Annotated in this window: 22 protein-coding genes and 2 tRNA genes; 5 read left to right on the forward strand and 19 right to left on the reverse strand. The window is 70.3% G+C overall.

Annotated elements, in window-relative coordinates:
• Positions 1-375: 375 nt before the first annotated feature.
• Together STRCI_RS14270 and STRCI_RS14275 are read left to right on the forward strand one after the other, a co-directional pair.
• On the forward strand, positions 376-1668 hold the full coding sequence (locus STRCI_RS14270) for a ferric reductase-like transmembrane domain-containing protein (protein ID WP_269659312.1): 1293 nt from the start codon (positions 376-378) through the stop codon (positions 1666-1668).
• Complete coding sequence (locus STRCI_RS14275; protein WP_269659313.1) at positions 1665-3275, forward strand: NADH-quinone oxidoreductase subunit NuoF family protein; 1611 nt, start codon at positions 1665-1667, stop codon at positions 3273-3275. The genes STRCI_RS14270 and STRCI_RS14275 overlap by 4 nt, the downstream gene beginning before the upstream one ends.
• 59 nt (positions 3276-3334) lie before the next feature.
• Here the strand turns inward: STRCI_RS14275 and STRCI_RS14280 are convergent.
• From STRCI_RS14280 to STRCI_RS14320, 9 genes are all read right to left on the reverse strand, one after another.
• A tRNA-Ala gene (locus STRCI_RS14280) sits at positions 3335-3407 on the reverse strand.
• A gap of 126 nt (positions 3408-3533) precedes the next feature.
• Complete coding sequence (locus tag STRCI_RS14285) at positions 3534-3767, reverse strand: hypothetical protein (RefSeq protein ID WP_015660434.1); 234 nt, start codon at positions 3765-3767, stop codon at positions 3534-3536.
• 355 nt (positions 3768-4122) lie between these two features.
• Positions 4123-4195, reverse strand: a tRNA-Ala gene (locus tag STRCI_RS14290).
• Between the two features lie 118 nt (positions 4196-4313).
• Positions 4314-4985, reverse strand: coding sequence for a histidine phosphatase family protein (locus STRCI_RS14295; protein WP_269659314.1), 672 nt, complete (start codon positions 4983-4985; stop codon positions 4314-4316).
• A complete protein-coding gene (gene rsfS, locus STRCI_RS14300) occupies positions 4982-5428 on the reverse strand; it encodes a ribosome silencing factor (RefSeq protein ID WP_269659315.1) in 447 nt (148 codons plus the stop codon). Before rsfS ends, STRCI_RS14295 begins: the two co-directional genes overlap by 4 nt.
• An 85-nt stretch (positions 5429-5513) precedes the next feature.
• Complete coding sequence (locus STRCI_RS14305; RefSeq protein WP_269659316.1) at positions 5514-7289, reverse strand: LCP family protein; 1776 nt, start codon at positions 7287-7289, stop codon at positions 5514-5516.
• A gap of 16 nt (positions 7290-7305) precedes the next feature.
• On the reverse strand, positions 7306-7944 hold the full coding sequence (nadD, locus tag STRCI_RS14310; RefSeq protein ID WP_269659317.1) for a nicotinate-nucleotide adenylyltransferase: 639 nt from the start codon (positions 7942-7944) through the stop codon (positions 7306-7308).
• A 61-nt stretch (positions 7945-8005) separates the two neighbouring features.
• Entirely contained in the window at positions 8006-8170 is a 165-nt protein-coding gene (locus STRCI_RS14315; protein WP_269659318.1) for a hypothetical protein, read from the reverse strand.
• Between the two features lie 141 nt (positions 8171-8311).
• Positions 8312-8473: a hypothetical protein gene (locus STRCI_RS14320; protein ID WP_269659319.1), complete on the reverse strand. Its 162-nt coding sequence runs from the start codon at positions 8471-8473 to the stop codon at positions 8312-8314.
• A 110-nt stretch (positions 8474-8583) separates the two neighbouring features.
• Here STRCI_RS14320 and STRCI_RS14325 point away from each other — a divergent pair, with 110 nt between their 5' ends.
• Positions 8584-9696 (forward strand): M48 family metallopeptidase, encoded by a 1113-nt coding sequence (locus STRCI_RS14325; protein WP_269664549.1) that lies wholly within the window; start codon positions 8584-8586, stop codon positions 9694-9696.
• Positions 9697-9711: 15 nt separating this feature from the next.
• Here the strand turns inward: STRCI_RS14325 and STRCI_RS14330 are convergent, their stop codons facing one another.
• The 5 genes from STRCI_RS14330 to proB all read right to left on the reverse strand — a co-directional run bounded on the left by STRCI_RS14330 (position 9712) and on the right by proB (position 14677).
• Positions 9712-10782 (reverse strand): SCO2583 family membrane protein, encoded by a 1071-nt coding sequence (locus tag STRCI_RS14330; protein ID WP_269659320.1) that lies wholly within the window; start codon positions 10780-10782, stop codon positions 9712-9714.
• Between the two features lie 101 nt (positions 10783-10883).
• A complete protein-coding gene (locus tag STRCI_RS14335) occupies positions 10884-11447 on the reverse strand; it encodes an SCO2584 family spore wall biosynthesis protein (RefSeq protein ID WP_269659321.1) in 564 nt (187 codons plus the stop codon).
• Positions 11448-11515: 68 nt separating this feature from the next.
• Positions 11516-12802: a glutamate-5-semialdehyde dehydrogenase gene (locus tag STRCI_RS14340; protein ID WP_269659322.1), complete on the reverse strand. Its 1287-nt coding sequence runs from the start codon at positions 12800-12802 to the stop codon at positions 11516-11518.
• A 109-nt stretch (positions 12803-12911) separates the two neighbouring features.
• The gene (locus STRCI_RS14345) at positions 12912-13388 is read right to left on the reverse strand and encodes a hypothetical protein (protein ID WP_269659323.1); all 477 of its coding nucleotides are present in this window, start codon (positions 13386-13388) and stop codon (positions 12912-12914) included.
• Between the two features lie 161 nt (positions 13389-13549).
• On the reverse strand, positions 13550-14677 hold the full coding sequence (gene proB, locus STRCI_RS14350) for a glutamate 5-kinase (RefSeq protein ID WP_269659324.1): 1128 nt from the start codon (positions 14675-14677) through the stop codon (positions 13550-13552).
• 184 nt (positions 14678-14861) lie between these two features.
• Between proB and STRCI_RS14355 the strand changes: the two genes are divergently transcribed.
• The gene (locus STRCI_RS14355) at positions 14862-16259 is read left to right on the forward strand and encodes a polysaccharide pyruvyl transferase family protein (protein WP_269659325.1); all 1398 of its coding nucleotides are present in this window, start codon (positions 14862-14864) and stop codon (positions 16257-16259) included.
• A gap of 185 nt (positions 16260-16444) precedes the next feature.
• Positions 16445-18478, forward strand: a complete 2034-nt coding sequence (locus tag STRCI_RS14360) for a hypothetical protein (RefSeq protein ID WP_418953336.1) — start codon at positions 16445-16447, stop codon at positions 18476-18478.
• Here the strand turns inward: STRCI_RS14360 and STRCI_RS14365 are convergent.
• The 5 genes from STRCI_RS14365 to STRCI_RS14385 form a co-directional block, all read right to left on the reverse strand.
• Positions 18411-19619 carry a glycosyltransferase family 2 protein gene (locus STRCI_RS14365; RefSeq protein ID WP_269659327.1) on the reverse strand — a complete coding sequence of 403 codons (1209 nt, stop codon included), beginning with the start codon at positions 19617-19619 and terminating at the stop codon, positions 18411-18413. The genes STRCI_RS14360 and STRCI_RS14365 overlap by 68 nt on opposite strands.
• A 196-nt stretch (positions 19620-19815) precedes the next feature.
• Positions 19816-21873 carry a hypothetical protein gene (locus STRCI_RS14370; RefSeq protein ID WP_269659328.1) on the reverse strand — a complete coding sequence of 686 codons (2058 nt, stop codon included), beginning with the start codon at positions 21871-21873 and terminating at the stop codon, positions 19816-19818.
• A 127-nt stretch (positions 21874-22000) separates the two neighbouring features.
• Positions 22001-23500: a bifunctional cytidylyltransferase/SDR family oxidoreductase gene (locus STRCI_RS14375; RefSeq protein WP_269659329.1), complete on the reverse strand. Its 1500-nt coding sequence runs from the start codon at positions 23498-23500 to the stop codon at positions 22001-22003.
• A 192-nt stretch (positions 23501-23692) separates the two neighbouring features.
• Positions 23693-24883, reverse strand: a complete 1191-nt coding sequence (locus tag STRCI_RS14380) for a hypothetical protein (protein WP_269659330.1) — start codon at positions 24881-24883, stop codon at positions 23693-23695.
• Between the two features lie 79 nt (positions 24884-24962).
• A complete protein-coding gene (locus STRCI_RS14385; protein ID WP_269659331.1) occupies positions 24963-26522 on the reverse strand; it encodes an alkaline phosphatase D family protein in 1560 nt (519 codons plus the stop codon).
• Between the last annotated feature and the right edge of the window lie 103 nt (positions 26523-26625).

Below are 26625 nucleotides of genomic sequence, written 5' to 3' on the forward strand. Positions count from 1 at the left end.
GGAGGGGACGCCGCGCCGATGCCGGCCACTCGATCCGACGGTGGCCGGTGCTGATCAGCGCGGCTCGCTAAGCAGAAGGCGTACGGCACGCATGGCGTCAGGGTACCGCAGCCGTCGAGCGGCTCGCGACGGGCTTCCGGGGCGCCCCGGGCGCGATCGAACGGCCGCCCGGACACCGTCGAACCACTTGTGAAGATTCAGAAAAGCTGAACAAAGTTCAATTATTACCCGGCGTAAGGGCCCCTAGCAGGACAACACCGGCCCCGCACGGCCGATTGATAACAACGCAATAACTCAAATGGCCTACTGCTCAGTTTGATGCCACTTAGAGTGCGGCAGCGGGACCGCTTTCCCGAACCGCTCGGAGTTGCCCCCATGAACCCTCGACGTAGTACCAGCTCGCTCCCCAAGCCAGGCCGCTCGGCCTATGGGGCGGCGTCGGCTGTCGTTGTGCTGCTCATACCCATCGTCGTACTGGTCGGAGGTGACCGTTTCCGCGAGTTCCTGAACTTCGGTGCGGGCGTCCTGTCCCTCGTCTCGCTCAGCTGCTCGGTGATCTGGGGTCTGGTCGCCCAGGACCGGATCATCCTCAACACGCGCCAGCGGATCATCGGCCAGGCCGTGCACCGCACCCTGGCGGTCGCCTCGATCGCCTTCCTGCTGGTGCACATCACGACCAAGCTCGCGCTCGACCACACCGAGCTGATCGGCGCCGTGATCCCCTTCTCGCTGGGCTTCACCGGCCCCGGGGGCCTGATCGGCCTCGGCTCGCTGGCCGGACTGCTCATGATCTTCGTGGGCATCACCGGCGCCCTGCGCAGCGCCTTCGCCTCCCCCGCCCCGGTCGCCGCCCGCTGGCGGGCCATGCACATGCTGGCCTACCCGGCCTGGTGCGCGGCGCTGGTGCACGGCCTGTTCGCCGGCCGCCCGGCGAAGACGTTCTTCATGGTGTCGTACGAGCTGTGCCTGGTCGGCGTCGCCGTCGCCCTGGCGCTGCGCGCGGCGCCCCGGCCGGTCAAGCGCAAGGTCGCCGACAAGATCGCCGCGATCCTGGGCACCACCGAGGAGCGCTCGGCCCGCGACGAACTGGACGCCAGCCGGGCCCGGATGGCCGAGACCGGCTCGCTGCCCGGCTACGAGACCCAGCGCACCGCGGAGCGCGCCGCACCGCAGGCGGCCGAACCGGCGAACGGCTTCGCGGCCGCCTACCGCGCCGTCAACACGCCCCCGCGCCCCCAGGAGTCCTTCTCCGACTTCTCCGACTTCTCCGACCAGGGCGCGCAGTCCTTCGCCACCGACCAGACCGCGCGCATGGATCTGCCGCTGGACATGCAGCCCACCGAGGCGATCCCGCGCATGGACAGCGGCGGCAGCACCTCCGGAAGCTGGCCGATCCCGTCGCCCCCGCCGGTCGGCGAGGCGCCCCCGTCGGCGTACGACCCCCTCACGGACACCGGATACAACATCCCGACCTATGGCAATTCGGGCACTGGTGGGTACGGCGGGAGTGATGTGTACGACACCGGTGAGTCGAACAACCTCTACGGCACGTACAACCCCAACGACACGTACAACAGCGGTCCCGCCAATGAACCACCCCCCGGTGAGTCCTTCGACGCACCGGGTTCGGGCGAACCTTGGAACACGCCTTCCGGAGGCTATAGGTGAACGAGGCCCTGCCCGACGTACCAGAAGTCCGCGTGGTCGGTCTTCCTCAGCTCACGTCGGGCTTCGACCTTGTCGAAAGACTTGATCTGCCCATGCACCTCAAGGTGCACGGGCCGCTCGAACCGATGGGCGGAGAGCAGCTCGCGCAGCTCTCCGAACGCATCAATCTGAAGGGCCGCGGCGGCGCGGGCTTCCCCTTCCACAAGAAGCTGCGCTCGGTCGCCGAATCGGCGATCAAGCGCGGCGTCAGGCCGGTCGTCGTCGTCAACGGCAGCGAGGACGAACCGGCCTGCCGCAAGGACACGGTCCTCATCAACCGTGCCCCGCATCTCATCCTGGACGGCGCGCTGCTGGTCGCCGAGGCCCTGGGTGCCCGCACGCTCGTGGTGGGGGTCACCCGGGAGTCCACCCAGCGCTCCATGGAGGCCGCGCTCGCCGAACGGGGCCTGAGCAACGGCCGCCGCTCGGCGCTGCGCGCCCGCGTGCAGCGCAACCCCGTACGGATGGTGACCGGAGCGGCGGCCTCGCTGATCCGGTCCATCGACGGCGGCCCGGCGATCCCGCCCGGCCGCAAGATCAGCGCCTCCAAGAGCGGCGTGGGCGGCGCGCCCACACTGCTGTCGAACGCCGAGACCTTCGCCCAGCTCGCCATCGCGGCCCGCATCGGCCCGGAGCGCTACGGCAACACCGGCCTGTACGACGAGCCGGGCACCGTCCTGCTGACGGTGTCCGGCGCCGTCGCCCGCCCGATGGTGATCGAGGTCCCCACGGGCGTGCCCCTGCGCTACGTCCTCCAGCTCGCCGGTGCCCCGCCGGTGCCGCAGGGCGTGCTGACCGGCGGCTACCACGGCAAGTGGATCGACGCGGCGACGGTCAACGAGGCGATCGTCTCGCGCAATTCGCTGGACGCGGTGGGCGGCGCCCTCGGCGCCGGCGCCATCCTGCCGATCACTCAGGCGACCTGCCCGCTGGGCGAGTCGCTGCGGGTGGCGCAGTGGCTGGCGGAGGAGAGCGCGGGCCAGTGCGGCCCCTGCTACCTCGGCCTGCCGGCCGCCGCGCGCGGCATGGAGGACATCCTCAACGGCGGCGGACCGGCCGCCCTCGAAGCCCTCAAGCAGGTCGCGAAGAACGTGAAGCGGCGCGGCGCGTGTTCGCACCCGGACGGCTCGGCGATGTTCCTGGAGTCGACCATCAAGGCGTTCACCGACGACCTGGCCGCGCATGTGCTCGGAAACGGCTGCGGACGGCCCGTGGAGGGCGTGCTGCCGCTCTTCGAGGGGGGCAAGGCCCCCACGGGTATCCCGGGCGGCGCGGAGTCCGAGGAGAACGGCCCCAGCCGTCAGAAGATCTTCGTCGACTGGACGCTCTGCCGCGGCCACGGCCTGTGCGCGGACATCCTCCCGGAGGTCTTCGAACTCGGCGCCGACGGCTTCCCCACCGTCGCCCAGGCCCAAGTCCCGCGCTACGCCGAGGCGAAGGCGCTGCGCGCGGTCCGGCGCTGCCCGGCGCTCGCCCTGCGCCTCGAGGACCAGTCGGAGCGGGCCCCCTCCCGCAACAACCTGCCGGTGCTCTCCCAGGGCCGCGGCCGCCGCGCCCTGGGCCGCTGAACCACCGCATACGCAAAAGATCCCGCCGGGCCCTGAGGACCCGGCGGGATCTTTCTCTGTGGAGCTAAGGAGAATTGAACTCCTGACCTCCTGCATGCCATGCAGGCGCTCTACCAACTGAGCTATAGCCCCTTGCTTGGTCCGCCCGGTTCCCCTGTCGGTTTCCCCGGCGGCGACGCCAACATTACACGGTCCACCCGGTGCACCACCAAATCGTTTCCGCTGTGGGCGGATACGACTCCAATGTCCGCTTCTGCGTCAAGCCGTGACGAAGGAGTAGAAGCGCTTGAGCGTGCAGTGCTCTTCGAGGAGACGCCCGTAGATCGGCTCACCCTCGAGTTCGCGGTACGTCTCGATCGGGTCGCCTTTTATGATCAGCGCCCGTGCGCATTCCTCGCACCAGTACTGGTAGTCCGGATTGACCGGTTCCATGTCGCGGACGATCGGCGTCCCGCTGCCGCACCAGTCACACCTTCGCCTATGTGCACCCATCGATCAGCTCCAGCTGTGGCCGCAGGCCGTGCACACGTAGGAAATCCCGCCGTTGTCGCCGAGGACCTGGGCGACGTGGACGGAGCCGCATGAGGGGCAGCTGAGGCGGGTGACCGTGTCCCGTGCCCACCTCGAGTCGGAGAGGCGACCGGCCTCTCCGAGGATGCTCGCAGGCATCACTGCTCCCTCCCGTTCGGGCCGCGCCCCCTTCCGGCCGTTTGATTCTGCCACGGCCGGGCCAATACGGTCTCGCCACGGATGTATACGCCTGTGAGGTCTCAACTGACTCAAGCAGCTGTACACGAAAAATCCCACCCCCGGTGGGGGTGGGATCCTGATCTTCGTTCTTGATCTGTGGAGCTAAGGAGAATTGAACTCCTGACCTCCTGCATGCCATGCAGGCGCTCTACCAACTGAGCTATAGCCCCTTGCGCCATGCGGCGGAGCCGCATGATGTCGCGCCCCGCTCAGCGGGGCGAACAAGAAGAACTCTAGCCTGCGACCTGCCAGAAAGTGAAATCCGGGCCCCGGGCCCCAGAAGGTCCGTCAGTCGTCGTCGCCGAGCACCGGCTCCGGCAGGGTGCCGGCGTTGTGCTCCAGCAGCCGCCAGCCGCGGGCGCCCTCACCGAGGACGGACCAGCAGCAGTTGGAGAGGCCGCCGAGGCTCTCCCAGTGGTGCGGCTCCAGACCCAGGAGCCGGCCGATGGTGGTGCGGATCGTGCCGCCGTGGCTGACCACCACGAGGGTGCCGTCGTCTGGCAGCTTCTCGGCGTGCCGGAGCACCACCGGGGCGGCGCGGTCGGCGACCTCGGTCTCCAGCTCGCCACCGCCGCGGCGGACCGGCTCACCGCGCTTCCAGGCGGCGTACTCCTCGCCGTGGCGGGCGATGATGTCCTCGTGCGTGAGGCCCTGCCAGACGCCCGCGTAGGTCTCCCTGAGGCCCTCGTCCTGGGCGACGTCCAGGCCGGTGAGCACGGCCAGCTCGGCGGCCGTGTGCGCGGCGCGCTGGAGGTCGGAGGCGACGATCGCGTCGGGCTTGAGGGAGGCCAGCAGCCGGGCGGCCCGCCGGGCCTGGGCGATACCGGCCTCGGTGAGGGCGACATCGGTGGAGCCCTGGAAGCGGCGCTCCACGTTCCACGAGGTCTGGCCGTGCCGCCACAGGATGACGCGGCGACCGCGGCCCGGACGGCCCGCGGTCACCTCGCCGGTGGCGCTCATCGCCACTCACCGTCCGGCTCGGCCGCCTCCTCGGCGGCCTGGAGCTGGGCGTGCTCCGCGGCCTTGCCCCGGGTGGCCTTGGCGTCCTCGGGCAGCTCCAGCTCGGGGCAGTCCTTCCACAGCCGCTCCAGGGCGTAGAAGACCCGCTCCTCGCTGTGCTGGACGTGGACGACGATGTCGACGTAGTCGAGCAGCACCCAGCGGGCCTCGCGGTCGCCCTCGCGGCGCACCGGCTTGGCGCCGAGCTCCTTGCTGAGCCGCTCCTCGATCTCGTCGACGATCGACTTGACCTGGCGGTCGTTGGGCGCGGAGGCCAGCAGGAAGGCATCGGTGATCGACAGCACGTCGCTGACGTCGTAGGCGATGATGTCGTGCGCGAGCTTGTCGGCGGCCGCCTGGGCGGCGGTGTTGATGAGCTCGATGGAACGGTCAGTGGCGGTCACTACAAGGCTTTCCGTCGGCGGTCACTAGGACTCAAGGGTCTCACGACCGCCGACGGCGCCCCACGTGATTGTTCGGCGCCCCGGTCTAGGACGACGACGGCGCGTAGTCCTGGCCGAGGACCACCGAGACGCTCGCGTTCGAGCCGACCTTGCCCTTCGACACCGCGCCGGCGGGCAGGCCCAGGGTCTTGGCGACCTCGGTGGCGTTCTCCTTGTCGGCGGCGTCGCCGTAGACGACCTTGGAGGCGGACTGGGCCGACGACGCCGTACCGCCCTCCAGGAAGGTGAAGCCGCCGTTGAGGAGGACCACCCGGGCCTTCTCCGTGTTGTCCTTCACACCGCTGGCGTTCTGGACCGAGACCCGTACCGCCGCGTCCTTGTCGGGGCTCTTCGCGGTGCCACCGAGGACGTCCTTGACCACGCTGGCGCTGGTCTCGGCGGTCAGCGTCCCGTCGCCCTGCACCGGCAGCAGCGCCGTCTTGTAGTCGCCGCCCTTGGCGAGGTCGGCGAGCTTGGCGAGGAAGGTGCCGAGGTCCTTGTCCGTCATGGACGGGTCGAGGATCTGCTGGAGGGTCTGCACGGTGACCGTCGCGGCCTGCGCGTCGGAGGAGAGCTTGCGCAGCACGCCCTGCATGACCTGCCCGAACCGCTCCAGCTGGGCGTTCTGGGCCTCTCCGGAGCCGCGGTAGGTGGCGTAGGCGACGGCCATCTTGCCGCTGAGGGTCTGCGCCTCGCCCTTGTTGACCAGCGGGGCGGCGCCCTTGGCCTTCTTGGCGGACGGGTCGGGCACATCGGTGTTGGTGTCGATGTCGATGTTGCCGACGAGGTCGACCAGGTTCTGGAGGTAGGGGGTGTCCAGCCGCCAGGTGCCCTGGATCTCGGTGCCGAGGACGGTGTCCAGCGCCTCGCGGGTGCCGGAGGAGCCGTCGTCCTCGACCGACTTGGCGAGGGTGGTCGTGGTGCCGTCGTCGCCGCTCAGGCCGAGGGAGTTGGGCAGCAGGACGGTGGTGCCCTGCTGGGTGGTGGTGTTGTCGACGAGCAGGGCGGTCGCGGTGTCGCCGCTCTTGGTGTTGTGCAGGTGGACGACGACCACGTCCCGCTGCTGGGCGCCGCCGGCCGTCGCGGTGTCGGTCCTGTCGCCGGAGGACGACACACCGGGCAGCTTCCCGGCGTACCAGAGGTAGCCGACGCCGCCGGCCGCGACCAGCGCCAGGACCACGACGAACGCGACGAGGCGGCTGCGGGCACGGCGCTTGGCCTCCTCGCGGCGCTCGGTGCGGTTCTCGGTGAACTTCATCCAGTCGATGACGTCCTCGGAGTCACCGTCCGGCTCCTCGACGAAGGCGAACTGCTCGGTGCGGTAGTCCCGTTGGTCCCGCCCCGGCTCCTCCGTCCGCTCCGCGGGCCCGGCCTGCTGCGGGATGTAGGCGGTCTGCTCGGCGACCCGCGGCTGCTGCCCGCTCGCCGCGGTCTGCCCGTAGGGGTCGTAGGAGGGGGCCGCGCCACCGGTGGCCGCCTGCCCGGTCTGGCCGGTCTGGCCGGTCTGGCCGGTCTGGCCGGTCTGGCCGGTCTGGCCGGTCTGGCCGGTCTGGCCGGTCTGGCCGGTCTGGCCGGTCTGGCCGGTCTGCCCGTAGGGGTCATAGGAGTCGTACGACTGCGCCGGCTGCTGCCCGCCGGTCGCGTACGGGTCGTAGCCGTACCCCTGCTGAGCGTAGGGGTCGTACGGCTGCTGAGGGGGCTGGGGTGGCTGCGGTGGCTGGACGGGCCGGTACACCGGCCGTCCGTACTCGTCGTAGCCGACGAGCTCGTACTGCTGGCCAGCCCCGTACTCTGCGCCCCCCGCGTCGTATCGGTCGTTCACCGGTGCCCCTCTCGGCTCACTCGCCGCGGTACAGCTCGCGCTTGTCGATGTAGCGCACGACTCCGTCCGGCACCAGATACCAGACCGGGTCGCCCTTGGCGACCCTCGCACGGCAGTCTGTGGAGGAGATGGCCAGGGCGGGAACCTCGACCAGCGAGACACCGCCCTCCGGGAGACCCGGGTCGGCCAGGTGGTGACCGGGCCGGGTGACCCCGATGAAGTGCGCGAGGGAGAACAGTTCTTCCGCGTCCCGCCAGGTCAGGATCTGACCGAGGGCGTCGGCGCCGGTGATGAAGAACAGGTCGGTGTCGGGGTTGAGCGCCTTGAGGTCGCGCAGCGTGTCCGTGGTGTAGGTCGGGCCGCCGCGGTCGATGTCGATGCGGCTCACCGAGAACTGGGGATTCTCGGCGGTCGCGATGACCGTCATCAGATAGCGGTCCTCGGCCGGGGAGACCTTGCGATGGGTCTTCTGCCACGGCTGACCGGTCGGCACGAACACGACCTGGTCCAGGTGGAACTGCGCGGCGACCTCACTGGCCGCCACCAGGTGCCCGTGGTGGATCGGGTCGAAGGTTCCGCCCATGACGCCGAGCCGGCGCTTGCCGGGGTTCGACGGGCCGTTGACCGGGCCGGTAGGCATGTCCTGCTCTCCCATGCGTGCAGACCCTACCGGCCCGACTTGTGGACCAGGGTCGCCAGACCCCTCCGGCGGGGGTTCAGCGGTCCCGGTTGAAACGCGTGGTGATCCACAGCAGCAGCATCAGGATGACGAAGGCACCGCCACCGGTCACCAGCGGTTCGAGGCTCTCATGGTTGCCGCCGTGCTCTCCGCCCTCGGAAGCGAGGGTGACCAACTGGGCAGCGGTGCTGTGGAAGCTCATCTTCGGCAGGACCTTCGGGTGTGGGCGGGATAAAGATGTCGGCCCATCGTAAGCGGGCGGCTCCGCGCCGATCACGCCGACTCCGCCGTTGGGGCAAGGCTCAGCGCGGCGCCCGCGCACCGAGGCAACTTATCCGGCGCCTCAGTCGTCCTTCTGCTTGTACCCCCGCAGCAGGAACCACGCGGTCAGGACAGTGCCCAGGAGCATCACGATCAGGACGACCCGGAGCAGATTTCCCGCCCCTTGTCTCTCCGCCGCGTTCGCGGCCTCGGTCAGCCAGGCGGCTGCGGGGTGGTGCTCCATGGCGGGACTCCTTCGCTGTACTGCCCGTCCACGGTAACTCCGCCTAGGCTGGAGCCTGCTTCGGGGGGCCCAAGGGCCGCACGGCCACACAGACGCACATGGGGGACCACATGTCCGACGACGGCCACCAGCAGGACGGGCACGAGCATGTGCCGAGCAGGCAGCGCAGGCGCTTCCCCGGCATCTCCTCGCGTGCGTACGAGCACCCGGCCGACCGCAGTGCCCTGGTGGCGCTGCGCAAGCTGAGCGGGTTCGACACCGTCTTCAAGGCGCTGAGCGGCCTGCTGCCCGAGCGGAGCCTCAGGCTGCTGTTCCTGTCCGACTCCGTGCGCGTCTCGGACCAGCAGTTCGCGCACCTCAACGACATGCTGCGGGACGCCTGTTACATCCTGGACCTGGAGAAGGTCCCGCCGATGTACGTCAACCAGGACCCGCAGCCGAACGCGATGTGCATCGGCCTGGACGAGCCGATCATCGTGGTGACCACGGGGCTCGTCGAGCTGCTCGACGAGGAGGAGATGCGGGCGGTCGTCGGCCATGAGGTCGGGCACGCGCTGTCCGGGCACTCCGTGTACCGGACCATCCTGCTGTTCCTGACCAACCTCGCCATCCGGGTCGCCTGGATCCCGCTGGGCACCGTCGCGATCATGGCGATCGTGACCGCGCTGCGCGAGTGGTTCCGCAAGTCGGAGCTGTCCGCGGACCGCGCCGGTCTGCTGGTCGGCCAGGACCTCCAGGCCTCGATGCGCGGCCTGATGAAGATCGCGGGCGGCAACCATCTGCACGAGATGAACGTGGACGCGTTCCTGAAGCAGGCCGAGGAGTACGAGGCGGGCGGCGACCTGCGCGACTCCGTGCTGAAGATCCTGAACGTGCTGCCCCGCTCGCACCCCTTCACCGCGGTCCGCGCGGCCGAGCTGAAGAAGTGGGCCGAGAGCCGCGACTACCAGCGGATCATGGACGGCCACTACCCGCGCCGCTCCGAGGACAAGGACACCTCGGTGACGGACTCCTTCCGTGAGTCCGCGTCGCACTACGCCACGCATGTGAAGTCGTCCAAGGACCCGCTGATGAAGCTGGTCACGGACATCGCGGGCGGCGCGGGCGACCTCGGCGGCCGGGTGCGGCGGGGCTTCGGGGGCTTCGGCAACGGCTCCGCCGGTGCCGAGCGGCAGGACGAGCCGCCCACGGACACGCCTCCGCCGCCGCGGGACGGGGACTGACCTTCCGCCTCCGGCTCAGACCCTGGGCTGCGCACTCTCCGCCAGCGATCCGCACAGCGCCGTGGCGTTCCCGGTCGCGTAGGGGTCCGTACCGGCCGGGCCGCCCGCCTTGGCGGTCTGGCCGGCCAGCAGCGGGCGCAGCTGGTTCGCGGAGTCGTCGGCGCAGGACAGTGGGCCCGCCTGGACGTAGGAGACGACCAGCTGGGCCTGGCGCATGCGCAGGTCGTCGTGGTCGAAGCGGAAGTGCAGCTCGCGCCGGACGGTGAACAGGGATGCCTCCGCCTGCGCCCCGGAGCCGGCCGGGCGCAGCGCGTACACGAAGGTGTGGTCCGCGGTGACCTCCAGGGTGGAGGAGTCGGCCTCGGTGGCCGTGAGCGTGCCCTGCACCCGGATCTCGCGGTCGGCGAGCTCGACGCCGCCCGGATCGAAGCGAACCAGCCAGCCGGTCGGGGCGTGCCTGCCGTCGGCGGCCGGGTGGTCGAAGCTCTGGTCGAACTGGTCGAGCTGGTCCGGGTCGAGCAGCACCCGCACCGGCCGGATCTGCTCGCCCAGGACCACCTCGGGATAGAGCGCGGAGCGGACGACGTAGTCCTTGGCGACCGTCAGCGCGTTCACGACCTGGCCCTCGGAGAAGTGCGCGGTGCTCCGGTAGGCGGGCAGCGGGACGCCCTTGGCGCCGATGCGGTACTGGGCGGCGGGGCTGTTCCGGTAGAGCGCCTCGATGTCGGCGGAGCCCGGCACCTCGCCCGGCGGGGCGAGCGGGATCACGGTCATCCGCACCGGCTCCACGGGCTGCGGGCTCGCGGGGGTCTGGTAGGGGTGCCGTACGCCCATGTAGATCGCGGTGCCGAAGGCGACGGCGATCAGCAGGACCAGGATCAGGGCCTGCCGGGACAGACCCCGGCGCAGCGGCGGGCGGCGGCGGACGGCGGGGGCGTGATCGTCGATGCGCTCCTGCGCGGAGAACTCCTGGAGCCGGGCAGCACGGACGAACGACTCGTCGAAGACGACGGATCGGTACTCGTCCTCGCCACCTCCGGGTCCGCCCTCGGGTGTCCCCTCAGGTGGGTCTCCAGGCCCTCCCATATCTTCAGAGTAGGTCTCCCGGAGCTCAGGTAAACGCCCTGCTGTACGACAAGTTCTGACAGGTTCTCACCAGAAACGGCGGGTTCCGGCCGGGGTCGGTTTCAGGGGGTTCGCGGGACGGCCGAGATGGCCGGCTGGGAGTGGTCGGCGGAGGCGGAGGGCACCGCCTCGCCCTGTTCGACGCCGGTCGAGGCGCCCGGGGGCGGGACCTGTTCCCGGTTGCCCGAGGAGGCGCCGCGGTAGACCGCCGTGAAGGCCAGCGCGACCATGCCGATGCCCATCACGAGGGCGAGCACCCAGGCGACGGGGCGGTGCCAGCGGACCTGTCTGCCGTAGGTGCCCGGGGCGCCGTAGCGGCCTTCGAGGACGTCGGTGTCGTCCAGGTCGTCGTAGTCCGGATCATGGCCGAATCCGGTGGGGTCGTCGGGGCCGTACCCCTCTTCGTACCGCTCGTCTTCGTACCGCTCGCCCCGGCCGTGTGCCCGGCGGGCCTCGGCCGCGGCCAGGAGGCGTTCGACGGCGGTCGGCTCGTGCAGTGCGGCCGCCTGTACGAAGGCCTCATCGAAGACCACGGAGGCGAACTCTTCGTCCGACACCCCGCGGTCGTGGTCGTCGTCGGGCTCCCAGCCGTCGGGAAACGGCGTACCCCCCACGTCCTCCGGCACAGGTCCAGAGTAGACCTGGGGGGTCAATTTGGGCAGACGGTATGGAAATTATCCGCCCCGCGAGAGCCTCAGCGGCGTACGTGCCCGTCGCCGGTGACGATGTACTTCGTGCTGGTCAGCTCCGGCAGGCCCATCGGGCCGCGGGCGTGCAGCTTCTGGGTGGAGATGCCGATCTCCGCGCCGAAGCCGAACTGGCCGCCGTCCGTGAAGCGGGTCGAGGCGTTGACCGCGACGGTGGTGGAGTCGACCAGCTGGGTGAAGCGGCGGGCGGCCTGCTGCGAGGTCGTCACGATCGCCTCGGTGTGCCCGGAGGTCCACAGCCGGATGTGCTCGACGGCCTTGTCCAGGGAGTCCACGACGGCCGCGGCGATGTCGTAGGAGAGGTACTCCGTCTCCCAGTCCTCCGGGGTCGCCTCCACGACGGTCGCCCGGGAGTCCTTGGAGTACGCCATGACCCGCTCGTCGGCGTGCACGGTGACGCCGGCCTCCGCGAGGGCGTCCAGGGCCCGGGGCAGGAACTCGGCGGCGATGTCCTGGTGGACCAGCAGGGTCTCGGCGGCGTTGCAGACGCTCACCCGGTGGGCCTTGGAGTTGACCAGGATCTCCACGGCCATGTCGAGGTCGGCCCGGGCGTCGACGTAGACATGGCAGTTGCCGGTGCCGGTCTCGATCACCGGGACGGTGGACTCGTTGACGACCGTCCGGATCAGCGAGGCGCCGCCGCGCGGGATGAGGACGTCGACCAGGCCGCGGGCGCGCATCAGCTCGCCCACGCTCTCCCGGCTCTGGCCCGGGACCAGCTGTACGGCGTCGGCGGGCAGCCCGGCGCCGCCGACGGCGTCCCGGATCACCCGGACCAGGGCGGTGTTGGACTCGTAGGCGGAGGCGGAGCCGCGCAGCAGGACGGCGTTGCCGGACTTCAGGCACAGGGCGGCGGCGTCCACCGTCACGTTCGGGCGGGCCTCGTAGATGATGCCGACGACGCCGAGCGGGACGCGGACCTGGCGCAGGTCGATGCCGTTGGGCAGGGTCGAGCCGCGGACCACCTCGCCGACCGGGTCGGGCAGCGCGACCACGTCCCGCACATCGGAGGCGATGGCCCGCACCCGCTCCGGGGTGAGGGTCAGCCGGTCGACGACCGACTCGCTGGTGCCGGCCTCGCGGGCGGCGGCGATGTCCTTGGCGTTGGCCTCGACGATCTCGTTCGTACGGACCTCCAGCGCGTCCGCGATGGCGAGCAGCGTGTCGTCCTTCACGGACCGCGGCAGCGGCGCGAGGTCGGCCGCGGCGGCCTTGGCGCGGTAGGCGGCCTGGGTGACCGGGGTCATCGAGTCGTACGGCGAGAGCGTGGTCATGAGGGAAGGGTAGTGCGCCGGAGGGAGCCGTTCACCGGATGTCCCACACCGCGAGACAAGCCGTCCGAAGGTCCCGCAAAAGGGGTCCTCCAGGGCGGCTCGACACCCGTCAGTACGGGTGCACGCCCACCGGGCTGGCCGGGGGCGGGCCGTACCCCTCGGCGATGCGCTGGTGGTAGGTCACCCGGTCGATGACCTCCAGGCCGACGATCTCCCAGGGCGGCAGGCCCGCGCTCTGGCGGTGCTCGCCCCACAGACGCAGCGCGACGGCGGCCGCGTCGTGCAGATCGCGGGCCTCCTCCCAGTACCGGATCTCGGCGTGGTCGTTGGCATAGCGGCTGGTCAGCAGGAAGGGATGGTCGTGGGCGAGCTGTTCCAGAGCCCGCCGGACCTCCTTCAGCGGGGCCTCCTCGCCGGAGACGCTGAGGGTGACATGCCACAGCCGGGGCAGGTCCTCGGGTTCCCCGGCGCCGGCCAGCTCGCCGGTCGCGACGCTGGTCAGGGCGCGCTCCTCACCGGGCGCCCGGGACGAGGAGCCGCCGATCCCACCGCCGGACGCCGCCGCCCCAGGGCGTACTCGTCTCACGACGGCCTCCTTCGTCCCACGGTCGAGCAGTGCTCGGCGGAATATGTCCTTGAGACAAAGTTGAGCAGTCCGCAAGCGGTTGTGTGGCGCTTTTGCGGAACGTCCACCTCAGGGCGACACCTTCACCGGGGCGTTCACCCTGTTTTCGGACGGAGGCCGTGTCACGGCTCCAGGAGGACCAGATCGTCCCGGTGGACGACCTCCCGCTCGTACGCCGGGCCCAGCTCCCGCGCCAGCTCGTGGGTGGAGCGCCCGATGAGCTGGGGGATCTCCCTGGCGTCGAAGCTGACCAGGCCGCGCGCGACCGCCCGCCCGGCCGCGTCCCGCAGCTCCACGGGGTCCCCGGCGCTGAACTCGCCCTCCACGGCGGCGATCCCAGCGGGCAGCAGCGACTTGCGGCGCTCCACGACGGCCCGCACCGCGCCGTCGTCCAGGGTGAGCGAGCCCTGCGGGGTGGAGGCGTGCTGGAGCCACAGCAGCCGGTCGGCGGAGCGCCTGCCGGTGGCGTGGAAGTAGGTGCCGGTGTCCCCGCCGGAGAGCGCCTCGGCGGCGTGCACGGCGCTGGTGAGCACCACCGGGATGCCCGCGGCGGCGGCGATCCGGGCGGCCTCGACCTTGGTGACCATGCCGCCGGTGCCGACCCCGGCCTTGCCCGCGCTGCCGATCTCCACGTGCGCCAGGTCGTCCGGTCCCCGTACCTCCGCTATCCGCGAGGTGCCGGGCTTGCTCGGGTCGCCGTCGTACACGCCGTCCACGTCGGACAGCAGCACCAGCAGGTCGGCGCGGACCAGGTGGGCGACGAGCGCGGCGAGGCGGTCGTTGTCGCCGAAGCGGATCTCGTCCGTGGCAACGGTGTCGTTCTCGTTGACGACCGGCAGGGCACCCATCGCGAGGAGCTTGTCGAGGGTGCGCGAGGCGTTGCGGTGGTGGGCGCGGCGGCTCATGTCGTCGGAGGTGAGCAGCACCTGGCCGACGCGGACGCCGTAGCGGGCGAGGGAGGCGGTGTAGCGGGCGACGAGCAGTCCCTGGCCGACACTGGCGGCGGCCTGCTGGCGGGCGAGGTCCTTGGGGCGGCGGCGGAGTCCCAGGGGGGCCAGACCGGCCGCGATGGCGCCGGAGGAAACGAGAACAATCTCACGTTCTCCGCCGCTTCGGCTCTTGGCGAGGACGTCCACGAGGGCGTCCACCCGGTCCGCGTCGAGCCCTCCGGAGGCGGTGGTCAGGGACGAGGAACCCACCTTGACGACGACCCTGCGGGCCTCGGCCACGGCCTGCCTTACGCCTGTCACCTGGTGTTCCGTCCCCTCACGCGTCGACTGGACCGCAATCTACGCGAACGGGGTCGTCCACCGCGCATCGGTCCAGCCGCCGGACAGCGAACCGGTAGCCGTCCGCTCACTCTGTGCGCACGTCAAAAAGGTTGTACTGGTTGCTTATAGAAATCAAAGACCAGTCAAACTTAATCTGACGTTTGTGTCATCGAATGTTCCCCCTGCGCGGCGCATCCTCCTCAGATCGGGGAAGAGCCCCTACGACGTCGTCCCGGTCGAGGAAGCCCTCCACCGCGACGTCATCGCCACCAACTCCGGCAACCTGATCTTCAGCGACGCCACCCACAAGATCCTCGAAGTCCCGGGCACCGAGGTCGTGTCCAACGGCATCAAGACGAACGTGCACGCCGCGGGGAGGATCAACGAGCAGTACGACGCCTTCGTCGTGCCGCTCGCCAACGCCTTCCGGCCGTCGTTCGAGCCGATGCTGAACCGGCTCACCCAGCTGATCACCAAGCTGCGGATCCCCGTAGTCGTGGTGGGCGTCGGCGCACAGACCGGGCTCAACTACGACCCGGCGCGGCTCAAGCCCATGGAGCCGGCCGTCCGCGCCTTCGTCTCCGCGGTGCTCGACCGGAGCGCCTCGATCGGCGTGCGCGGCGAGTTCACCGAGAAGTACCTCAAGGACATGGGCTTCCGGGACGTCGAGCTCATCGGCTGCCCGTCGATGTTCATGTACGGCAAGGACCTGGACGTCGCCAAGCGGGCGCCCGAGCTCACCGCCGAGTCCCGGGTCGCGATCAACGGCTCGCACAGCGCGGTGCAGACGCAGGGCCTGGACCGGGTCATCGCCGCCGCCCACGAGCGCTACCCCCACCTGCGCTACATCGGCCAGAACCTCAGCGACGCGCTCCAGCTGCACTGGCGGGACGTGTCCGGGCCCAACGGCCGGATCACCGCGATGCCGACCCACCCGGACCACCCGATGTACCGGGAGGGCAAGGCCCGCGTCTACGTCGACCCGATCACCTGGATCGACGATCTGCGCGAGTTCGACTTCTCCTTCGGCTCCCGGATCCACGGCAACATCGCGGCGCTGCTGGCCGGCACCCCCGCGACCGTGCTGTGCAGCGACTCCCGCACGCTGGAGCTGTGCCGGTACTTCGACATCCCGCACCAGCGGATCGACCAGCTCGGCAAGGGCATGGACGTCGACCCGGCGAAGCTCTACGCACAGGCCGACTTCGGACCGCTGGTCAGCAACCACCACGAGCGCTTCGAGCGGTTCACGGCGTTCCTGGACCGCAACGGCCTGAAGAACACCTTCACGCACGGCGACGGCGGCGCGGCCTACGAGAAGCGCATGCGGTCGCTGAACTTCCCGGCCGGCATCCGCCCCTGGAACGACGCCGACCCCATCGCCATGGCGGCCCGGTTCGGCTTCCTCCAGAACCGGATCACCAAGCTGACCGCGGACAACGCCAAGCTGAAGCAGGAGCTGGCGAAGAGCGGCACGAAGGCGGTCGCCGCACCGGTACCGACCTCCGTCTACCGGCGCGCGCGCCGCGTGGTCGGCAAGGCACTCCAGAACGGGCGCTGAGCGCTCCGCTGAGGCTGCACACCCGGCTGCGGCTCCGTCGTGGCTGGTCGCGCAGTTCCCCGCGCCCCTAACGGCGCTTGCCATCCCCGGCACTCCACGGCCTCCGTACGTCACCCGCGTGTCGTACGGAGGCCGGCGGGCGTTAACCCGGACGCATGTCTGTGTCGACGCTTGGAGTGACCGTAGTGCCAAGATCCATCCCCCGTCCGCTGCTGGCGGCTACCCTCGTGGGCGCGTTCTGCGCGCTGGCCGTCGCCGCCCTGCGCCCGCATGTCCCGCTGCTGATCGCCGCCACCGTCGTGTGCCTGGCCGTGGAGGGCGTCCTGTACCGCTGGCAGCGCGGCATGCTGTCGGTGTTCGCCAAGTCGCACCTGGACATCACCGTGCGCCATGTGCTGCGGGACCTGCTGCTGGTGGTGGCGCTGCTGCGGCTCGGCGGACAGGACCGGGAGTCGGCGTACACCCCGCTGGTCGGCGCCCTGCTCGCCTGCTACGCGCTGCACTGCGCGATCCAGGCGGCCTCGGTCCTGGTCCGCCGCACCCGCACCCTGCCGGTGCTGACCCGGAACATCGACGCCTCCGCGCTACGGCTGTCCGCGGCCCCGCTGCTGCTGCTGCGCCGCCCCGGAGACCGGCTGCTCGCCTACGGCCTGCCCGCGACGGCCGGTCTGCTGGCCACCGCCGCCACCGCCGACCGCCGCTGGGCCGCCCTCGGTCTCGCTCTCTCCCTCGGCCTCGCCGTGCTGGGCCTGTGCGACCTGCTGCTCCGGCTGCTGCCGGGCCGCCGTCCGGCGGGCGAGCGGGAGGCCCTGGAGTGGCTGGACCGCTGGCTGGCGGAGTACCGCCCGACGGTCGGCCTGTACTTCTCCGGCGGCACCTCCTCGGCGTACCAGGCGAACATGTGGCTGGAGCCGCTGGCCCGGCTGGAGGGGCGGCCGCTGATCGTGCTGCGCGAGCGGTTCATGGTGCAGAAGCTCGCGGCGACCGATGTCCCCGTGCTGTGCCTGCCGAAGGTCTCCACGCTGATGCGTCTTGAGCAGTCCACGCTGCGGGTCCTCATCCACCCCTCGAACTCCGGCAAGACCTCCCAGGTGCTGCGCATCCCCACGCTGCTGCACACCTTCGTCAACCACGGGGAGAGCGACAAACTGTCCTCCTGCAACCCGTACGCGAAGGCCTACGACGAGGTGTGGGTGGCCGGTCCCGCGGCGCGCGAGCGGTACGCGCAGGCCGAGGTCGGCGTCGAGGACAAGGACGTCGTGGAGATCGGCCGCCCCCAACTGGACGCCGTACAGCCGTACTCGGGCCCCCCGGCCGGGGCATACACGACCGCGCTGTACGCGCCGACCTGGGAGGGCTGGGACGGCAACCCGGGGAACACCTCGGTGATCGAGGCCGGGGAGAACGTCGTACGGGCGCTGCTGGCCGATCCGAAGGTGCGGCTGCTGTACAAGCCGCATCCGCTGACCGGGTCGGTGGATCCGCGGGCCGGGGCGGCCGATCTGCGGATCCGGGAGCTGATCCGGGCCGCGAACCGGGAGCGGTCCGGGGCGCGGCCCGCCGATGACGGTGAACTGGCCCGGCGGACCGTGGAGTTGGACCGGCTGACCTCGACCGGCTTCCGGGCCGCCGCCGACCAGACCGAGCGGATGCTGGCGCAGTCGACGCCCGAGCCGGGGCGGGCGCGGGCGGTGGCCGAGGCGACGGCCGCCTGGGAGGACGCCTACTGGGCTTCGCTGCCCGAGTGGGAGCACCAGATCGTCATCGGCGTGCGGCCGACGCTGTTCTCCTGCTTCAACCGGTCGGATCTGCTGGTCAGTGATGTCTCCAGCGTGGTCAGCGACTTCATGGCGAGCGGGAAGCCGTACGCCGTGGCCAACACCAGCGGTCTCGCCGAGGACGTCTTCCGCAAGACCTTCCCGACCGTGCGGGCGGCGACCGTGCTGGCGCCGGACGCGGCCGGGGTGCCCGAGCTGCTGGCTTCGGTGCGGGATCCGGAGAAGGACGAACTGGCCCGGGCGCGGGCCGAGTTGAAGCGGCATCTGCTGGGTCCGGACGAGCCGGCCGCCCAGGAGCGCTTCAATACGGCCGTACAGCAGCTGTGCTGGACCGCGCAGGAGCGGCGGGCTCGGCTGATCCCGGAGCAGCGCCTCAGCGACTCGCCGGAGCCGGGGCCGGCCGCAGCGTCCTCCGCAGCTTCCGCAGAGCCCGGCGCATGAAGTAGTCGGTGCCGCCCTCGCGATAGCCGGGAATACCCCGGGCCTCCCGGGGCTCGGCGAGATAGACCGAATCCGGTATCCGGGCCTCGGCGTCCCGGAAGTACGGATACGCCAGGTACACCCGGCGGCCCTTCTTCTCCAGCAGGGCCGCCGGCTGCTTCTTGGCCTTGCCGAACTTCAGGACCTCCAGCAGCCGTTCGGGCTGCTGCCCGGCGACCAGGTGCATCCGCAGCCGCTCCTCGACCTTCAGCCGGTGCGCCACGCCCTCGCTCCAGTGCGCGGCCAGCAGCGGTGCCGCCAGCTCGACCTTGTGGCGCCGGATCTTGTCGTTGTCCTTGAGGTACCTCGGGCCGAACTGCGGCAGCAGCGTGACGGTGAATGGCCGGACCATCAGCACATCGCGCTTGGGGCCGGGCGGGACCATCTCGGCGATCAGGTTCATCAGGGCGCGCGCGGAGTCGAAGCGCTTGGTGTAGCCCCCGCTCTTGGTCACATGCTTGCCGTCCTCGCGGCCCACCAGGTAGTAGCAGGTGTAGTCGGCGAGCACGGAAACGCCGTTGGCCCGCAGATAGGCCTCCATCGTGAACAGCGCGTCCTCGCCGGTCCACAGGGACTCGTCGAAGCGCATGTGGTGCCGGGTCAGCAGCTCGCGGCGGAACAGCTTCTGCGCGCTCAGCGTGAACTTGATGTTGGAGGAGTACACATCGGTGCGCTCCAGCGTCTTGCCCCACATCGACTTCGGCGGGTTGCGGTTGATGCCCTCGACCCGGCCGAGGACCACGTCGGTGCCGTTGCGGTCGGCCATGGCGACCATCCGCTCCAGGGCCTCGGCGCCCAGCCGGTCGTCGGCGTCGAGGAAGAAGACGTAGCGCCCGGCGGCCTTGCCGAGGCCGACATTGCGCGGGCCGCTCGGACCGCCGGAGTTCTCCTGCCGGATCACCGTCACCGCCATGGGGACGCGGGCCGCGAATTCCTCCAGGCACTCCCCCGTGCCGTCGGTCGAGCCGTCGTCCACCGCGATGACCTCGATCCGCGCCGGGTCCAGGGTCTGCGCCTCCACGGACGCCAGGCAGTCGACCAGGTACGGCATCGCTTCGTACGCCCCGATGACGACGCTCACATCAGGCTGCGTCACGGTCACGTTTCCCCCTAGTAAACGGAAGGTTTTCTCCCGTATCTCCTTTTCGCTACCTAGAAGACGGTTCAGCTCGGGGGGCGGTTGCCTTGAGGCGATCGTTTTGTGACTCAGGTCACGGTCCGCAGGAGGTGTGAAAAGCCTTCGGCCCCCGGGGAGTTGAACTCCTCGGGGGCCGAACGGGGGTGCTCAGAAGGGGTGTTCAGCCGGTCAGTTCCGCCGACTCCGTGGACTCCGTCGCCGCGATCCGGGCCTCCTGGCCCAGGTTGCGGGTCTCCGCCTTCAGGGCGAGGTTCGCGACCGCGGTGTTGAACTGCTCGATGGAGGTGGGCTCGTCGGGGCCGAGCAGGTACCGCTTCAGCTCGCCGCGCTCCTCGGCCAGCGGGTCGGCCGACGGGTCGCGGACCGCGTCCAGCAGCCCGCCCAGCTCGGCCGCGCTGTTGGAGAGGATCACCGCGGCGCGCACCGCGGTGTTCTGCCGCTTGAACTCCTCCTCGCCCAGCTCCCCGGAGTCCGTCACCGCGTACGGCTTACCGCTCGCGATGAAGTCGGAGACCACGCTGGAGATGTCGGAGACCATCGCGTCGGAGACGTTGAAGCAGTCGTACAGACGCGGCTCGGCGCCGGTGATGACGCGGTGCTCGTGGGCGCCGAAGGAGCGCCAGTAGGCGTCGTTCCACTCGGCGCGCAGCCGGGCGGCCTCCTCGTGCCGGGCCACGTCCACCACGCCGTCACGGGTGGCCTCGGCCTCGTCGCCGCGGTCCTTGCCGTTGCCGGACAGCTCCGCGAGGCGGGCCTCGATCCGGGCCAGCTCCGCCTTGGCGGCGCTCTGCGCGGCACCGTCGCCCGGGAAGCGGGCGTCGGTGGCGCGCGCCGCGCCGGCCTTCTCCACCAGCGCGGTGATCCGCGCGTGGGCGGCCTTGGCCTCGGCGCTGACGGTGCCGGTGAACGGGTGCGGCTTGTACAGGACGCGGACCGGCGGATCGGCCTTGACCAGGCGCGTCACGATGTTCTCGCCGGCCAGCACGATCGAGGTGTTGCCCGGGTTGCCGTCCCAGCCCTCCCAGGTGGGGGCGTACAGCACGGTGGGCATCCGGTCCTCGGGCACGCCCTGCCAGGTCTGGATGGGCGCCAGCTGCGGGCGGCCCACCTCGGCGATGTCGTCGTCGCGGACACCGACGTCCGCTATGGCGTACCGGTCGCGGCCCGCGCGGCCCGCGGTCCACACCTCGTCGTAGACCTTGCTGAACGGGTTGACGCTGGCCAGCTTGTCGCTGTCGCCGTGGCCGATGAAGACGTGCTTCATGGTGGGGACGCGCAGCAGGTGGATGTTCTTGCCGACGTTCGCCGCGTACAGCGCGACGCGCACGGTGCTCAGCTCCAGGTTCATCAGGTGCACCCCTCCGGGCACGCAGATGACGGGAACCGTGGTCGGGGCGAGGTTGTTCAGGATGACCCGCTCACGCAGGATGATCAGCGGCCTGGAGTCGAGCTGCTCCATCGTCTCCAGCCACATGTTCACCTGGTACGCGGAGTCCTTGGAGCCGGAGAAGTACAGCACCGTCTCGGGGCGGTACTCGGCCAGCCAGGTGTCGACGGCGGCCAGCACGGTGTCCGCGTTCGGCGGGATCTTGGCGCCGCGGACGTACGGCACCAGGGCGAGGACGTACAGGGTGCCCAGGAGCAGCGTGACGCCGATGCCGATGAACCCGGCGAGCGGCTCGTCCAGGGAGGCGGAGACCAGCACGCCGATGACGGCGGCCAGGTCCAGGTGGAGCATCTTCTCGGCGGAGCGGTTCAGCAGCCCCTGCGGCGGGGCGTCCGGGATCCGGATGCGCGAGGCCAGGTCGATGTTGCGGGTGGCGACCGGCATCCGGCGGCGGTTGCGGATCAGGGTGACCAGGGCGCCGTGCGGGGCCTGGAGACCGTAGAAGGCGATGAAGCCGGCGACGGCGGCGTAGAAGACCAGGTTGTCCGAGAGGTCCAGCCGGGCCAGCAGCAGGACCAGCAGCAGCTGCCTGATCAGGAAGCGGATCGACAGCCCGGCGCGCACCTTGCTGAGGCGGTTGACCAGGTAGCTGCCCTTGCGGTGCAGATAGTGGTCCGCCAGGTACGTCACTGCGGCCGCGGCCGCGAAGGCGGGGACGCTCGGGACGAGCGCGGCCACCATGAGGCAGGGGAAGCCCAGCATCACGAGGACCGCCGCGGCCAGCTCGGCCGCGCTGCCCACCCGGGCGACGCGTATAGCGGTGGAGATCACGGATAAACCTGCTCTGGGAGGGGTTGCCGGTCTGAGGAACGAAGGTTGAAGGACTCAGGCCCCTGTGAATTCTTCGTGAAAGAAGAAACGCAGAGGCCTGAATTCCGTAAGGCTTATTAACTGTTGATTATGCCACGCCGTCCTGGCGGTCGAGCACGCTGGCCAGCGCGGCCTCGAAGCCGGAGGCCTGGCCCGCGGCGGCCGTCGGGTCCTGCTGGCGGACGTCGATGACATGGCCCGTCAGCTCGGAAAGCAGCACGTCGAGCGAGGTGCGGGCGACCGCCTCGGAGGAGAGCAGGCTGCCCGCGGGCTCCTGGCCGAAGGCCTTGGTGCGCATGGGGGTCGCGGTGCGCTCGGGGTTGATGCAGTTCACCCGGATGCCGTCACCGGCCCACTCGTCGGACAGCGCCTGGGTGAGGTTGACCATGGCGGCCTTGGTGGAGGAGTACAGGCTGTACTCGGCGCGGCCGCGGGTGTAGCTGCTGGAGGTGTAGAGCAGCAGCTGGCCGTTGGTCTCGGCGAGGTACTTGTACGAGGAGCGGGCGATCTGCACCGGCGCGAGGTAGTTGACCTTCAGCGCCTCCTCGATGGTGGCGTTGTCGGTCTCGGCCAGCTTGCCGATGCGCAGCACACCGGCGGTGTTGACGACGTAGTCGATCCGGCCCGTCTCGGCGTAGGCCTTGGACAGCGCGTCGTCGACCTCCTCCGGGTTCTCCACATGGGTGCCGGTGGTGGAGCGGCCCAGCGCGTACACCTTGGAGCCGTAGGACTCGGCGAGCTCGGCGATGTCCTTGCCGATGCCGTAGGAGCCGCCGAAGACGACGACGGTCTTGCCGGTCAGCAGCTCGCGGTAGGCCTCCTCGGAGACCTGCTCCGGGGCGGCGGTGGAGGCCAGCTGGAACAGCTTGTCGGCGATGAAGACATCGACCGGCTGGGTGACCTTCATGTTGTACTCGTCGCCCGCGACCACGTGGATCGGCACGTCCGGCAGGTACTTCAGCACGACCGAGCAGTCGTCGGTGGCCTGGAAGTTCGGGTCGCCCGCGGCGACCTCGTAGGCCCGCTTGATCGTGGACAGCTTGAAGGCCTGCGGCGTCTGGCCGCGGCGCAGCCGGGAGCGGTCCGGGATCTCGGTGATGAACTCGCCGTCCTCACCGTGGGTGCGGGTCACGATGATGGTGTCCGCGGACGGGATGGCGACGTCGACGGCCTGGTAGCGCTCCAGCGCCACGACACAGTCGTCGATCACACGCTGTGACAGCAGCGGGCGCACGGCGTCGTGGAAGAGGACGTTGCGGTCCTCACCCTCCGCGAGGCCCTCGCCGAGCGCCTCGATGGCCCGCTCGGTGGTCTCGTTGCGGGTGGCGCCACCCTCGATGATCTTGGAGACCTTCTTGAACCCGGCCTTGGCCACGATCTTCTCGATGTCGGGCACGTAGCCCGGCGCCATCAGCACGATGACGTCGTCGATCGACTCGGCCTTCTCGAAGGTGGTCAGGGTGTGCTCGATGACTGCCTTGCCGGCGATCTTCAGCAGCTGCTTGGGGATCGAGAGACCCACACGCTGACCGGTACCGCCGGCCAGGATCACTGCGGTGGTACGGGGCTTGGCTATGTGCTGGGACACAGGTGACCTACCTTGTGGCGACTGGGAACTCGGAAATGGTCCCACTTCGGGTTACCGCAGTGCAAGGTGAGCGTCCTCCACCGCATATGTGCGCGCAACCTGTCATTCACCTTGCACTCCTGGTGACGGTCCAAATGCCTTCGGGGTTCCCGGGGGAATTGCCCGGCGTAGCTGTGAGTAACCGCACACGGTTCAGCGCCGGCGCAGCTTCTTCAGGCAGCGGTGCCCGAGCACCTTCACCAGTTCCTTGGACGACGTCTGGTGAACCGTCCGCGCCTGGACCGGCGCGGCGTTGCCCACCGGTGCGGCGGCGGCCGCGGCAAGCGCCCCGTACAGCGCCTGTGCGGCCACCTCGGGGGACATCCGCGGCTCGGCGGCGGTGCGGTCGGCGGGCTTCGGCACGGCGGACAGCAGGGCCGGGTCGCCGAGCACCCGCACCCCCATCGCGCCGATCCGCCCGGCCATCTCGGCGCCGATCCCGGCGGCCGCCTCCACGGCCCACTGCGGGGTGCAGATCTTCACATCGTCGGGACCCGGGGCGCACGCGTTCTTCATATGCATCACGGCGCCATATCGGACGAGCTGCGAATAGAGCTCGTCCGGCAGCTCATTCCCGCGGAATTCCACATTAAGATTCCGCAGCATTTCGGTCTCGGCGAGGGTGAGTGACCGGTTCGCGGTGTCCGGAACCTCCTGGAGCAGATTCTCCGGGAGCCCCAGCAGCGCCTCGAAGGTGCGCATCAGGCCACCGCGGTCCGCGTCGTCGACCACCACGACGGTGACCCGCTCGGCCCCGGCCACCCGCACCCACCGCTCGACCAGCCGGTCATGCCGGTGCCGCCGCCAGAAGCTGGGGTTGGGCTTCTCGTACGGCGGCTTGCGCAGCATGTGCTGCAGCCAGCTCTCGTAGCCCATGCGCAGACCGTTCTGCACGTACTGCTGCCACTGCGAGGGCATGATCCTGGCCAGCGGGCGCAGGGTGACCAGGACATGCACCCGGTCGCCGCCGAGATCCTCGACGATCCTGGCGATCGTCTCGTCGTCGGGGGCGTCGGCGAAGAACTCGCTGCTGATCACCGAGGTGCGCCGGCCGGTGGCGGCGACCTGCTCCACCAGCGTCTCCCAGTGCCGGTCGGTGGGCTTGGCGTTGCCCATCATCCCGGGGCGGGCGCAGACCGCGAGGGCGGCCGACATGGGATGCCTGCTGGTGCCGGGGAAGTCGACGCCGAGCCCGGCCATCGCCTCCTTGGCCGCGAACAGGGCGCCCTGGATCGAGGTGGTCCCGGTCTTGTGCGGGCCGATGTGCAGCAGCCGCGTCCCGGCCGGCAGCGGAGCGACGCCACCGTTGGCCGGGACTTCATCTCTCGTACAGTCCGTCTCCATAGTCAGGTGACGGTAGGACCGGTTCCTGAGGGTTGGCTAAGAGCCGTATAAGACAGTGACGAGCGCCACACTCGTCGGGTCAGACCACCTCGACGCCCGGTCGCCCCGCCTCCACCCGCAGCCGGGCCAGCGTGCTCGGCACCGAGGTCGGCCGGCGGACCGTGTCCACTACCCTGACCTGCGCGTCGATGCCGTCCCGGCGGATGTCGAAGAGGTGGTAGCCGCGGTGCGCGTCGAGCAGCTTCCAGTGCGGGTTGTCCGCCCGGCGCGGGTCCCACTCCCGGCGGAACGCCTCCTGGTCCTGGTCGCCGTTGCTGGAGATGGAGGTGCCGACGAACTCGGCGCCGACGACGGCGGACTCCGGGTTCGCGAAGTCCTCCTTCAGATCGCTGATCATCGTCAGATGCCGGTCCCCGGTGAGCACCACGGGGTTGCGGACGTTCCTGAACTCGCCCAGGAACTGGTTCCGCTCGGCCTGGTAGCCGTCCCAGGCGTCGTAGAACCACTGCTTGCCCTCGCCGACCAGCAGATCGGTCTCGGCCATCATGATCTGCGAGGCGATCAGGTTCCAGCGGGCCGGGGAGCCGTGCAGCCCGTCCAGCAGCCACTGCTTCTGCTCGGCGCCGAGCATGGTGAGCGCGGGGTCCATGGCCCCGGCCTGGCTGGTGGCCTGGTCGCTGCGGTACTGCCGGGTGTCGAGCACATTGAGCCGGGCCAGCCGGCCGAACTCCAGCCGGCGGTGCATCCGGATGTGCGGCCCGTCGGGGACGGCCGTGGCCCGCACCGGCATGTGCTCGTAGTACGCCTGGTAGGCGGCGGTGAGCCGGGCCACGAACGCCTCGTGCGGCTGCTTGGCCGGGTCCTGCGGGATCTCCCCGGCGAAGTCGTTGTCGACCTCGTGGTCGTCGAAGGTCACCACGAAGGGCGCGCCCGCGTGCATCGCCGCGAGATCGGGGTCGCTGCGGTACTGCGCGTACCGGTTGCGGTACTGCGCCAGGGTGTACGGCTCCCCCGTCCCCTCGTGCCTGCGCAGCGCCGTCGCCGAGGGCACCGACTCGTAGATGTAGTCACCGACGAACAGCACGACGTCGGGGTCCTGGTCCAGCATGTCGGCGTACGGCGTGAAGTAGCCGTGCTGCCAGTTCTGGCAGGAGGCGAGGGCGAGGCGCAGATCGCCGCCGGAGCTGAAGGGGTGGGGCGCGGTACGGGTGCGGCCCACCGGTGAGATACGGCCGCCGGCGCGGAAGCGGTACCAGTAGCGGCGGCCGGGACGCAGCCCCCGTACATCCACGTGAACGCTGTGCCCGTACTCGGGCCGGGCCTGGGCGGTGCCTCTGCGCACGACCTTGCGGAACCGCTCGTCCTCCGCGAGCTCCCACCGCACCGGCACGACCGCGTCCGGCATACCGCCGCCGTTCAGCGGGTCCGGGGCGAGCCGGGTCCACAGCACGATGCCGTCGGGGAGCGGGTCGCCGGAGGCCACCCCGAGACTGAACACGCCCTCGGGCAGCGGGGTTTCGGCGGCGTGGGCGGTGGCGGGCAGCCACAGCTGGGCGGAGGCGGCGGCGCCGAGCACCGCGGCGGAGGCGGTCAGGAAGCGGCGGCGGTCGGGTAATCCTGCTGCGGTCGCTGCGGTCATCGGCGAACTCCCTTGCGTCGCGGGCCCCTTGGACTCATTCGAAGCTCACGCTCCGGTCGGTCCGCCCGCTGAACCCCAGGGCTCGCGTGCATGACAACTAAAC

Origin of the sequence: Streptomyces cinnabarinus, assembly GCF_027270315.1 — a bacterium.
GTDB lineage: Bacteria > Actinomycetota > Actinomycetes > Streptomycetales > Streptomycetaceae > Streptomyces > Streptomyces cinnabarinus.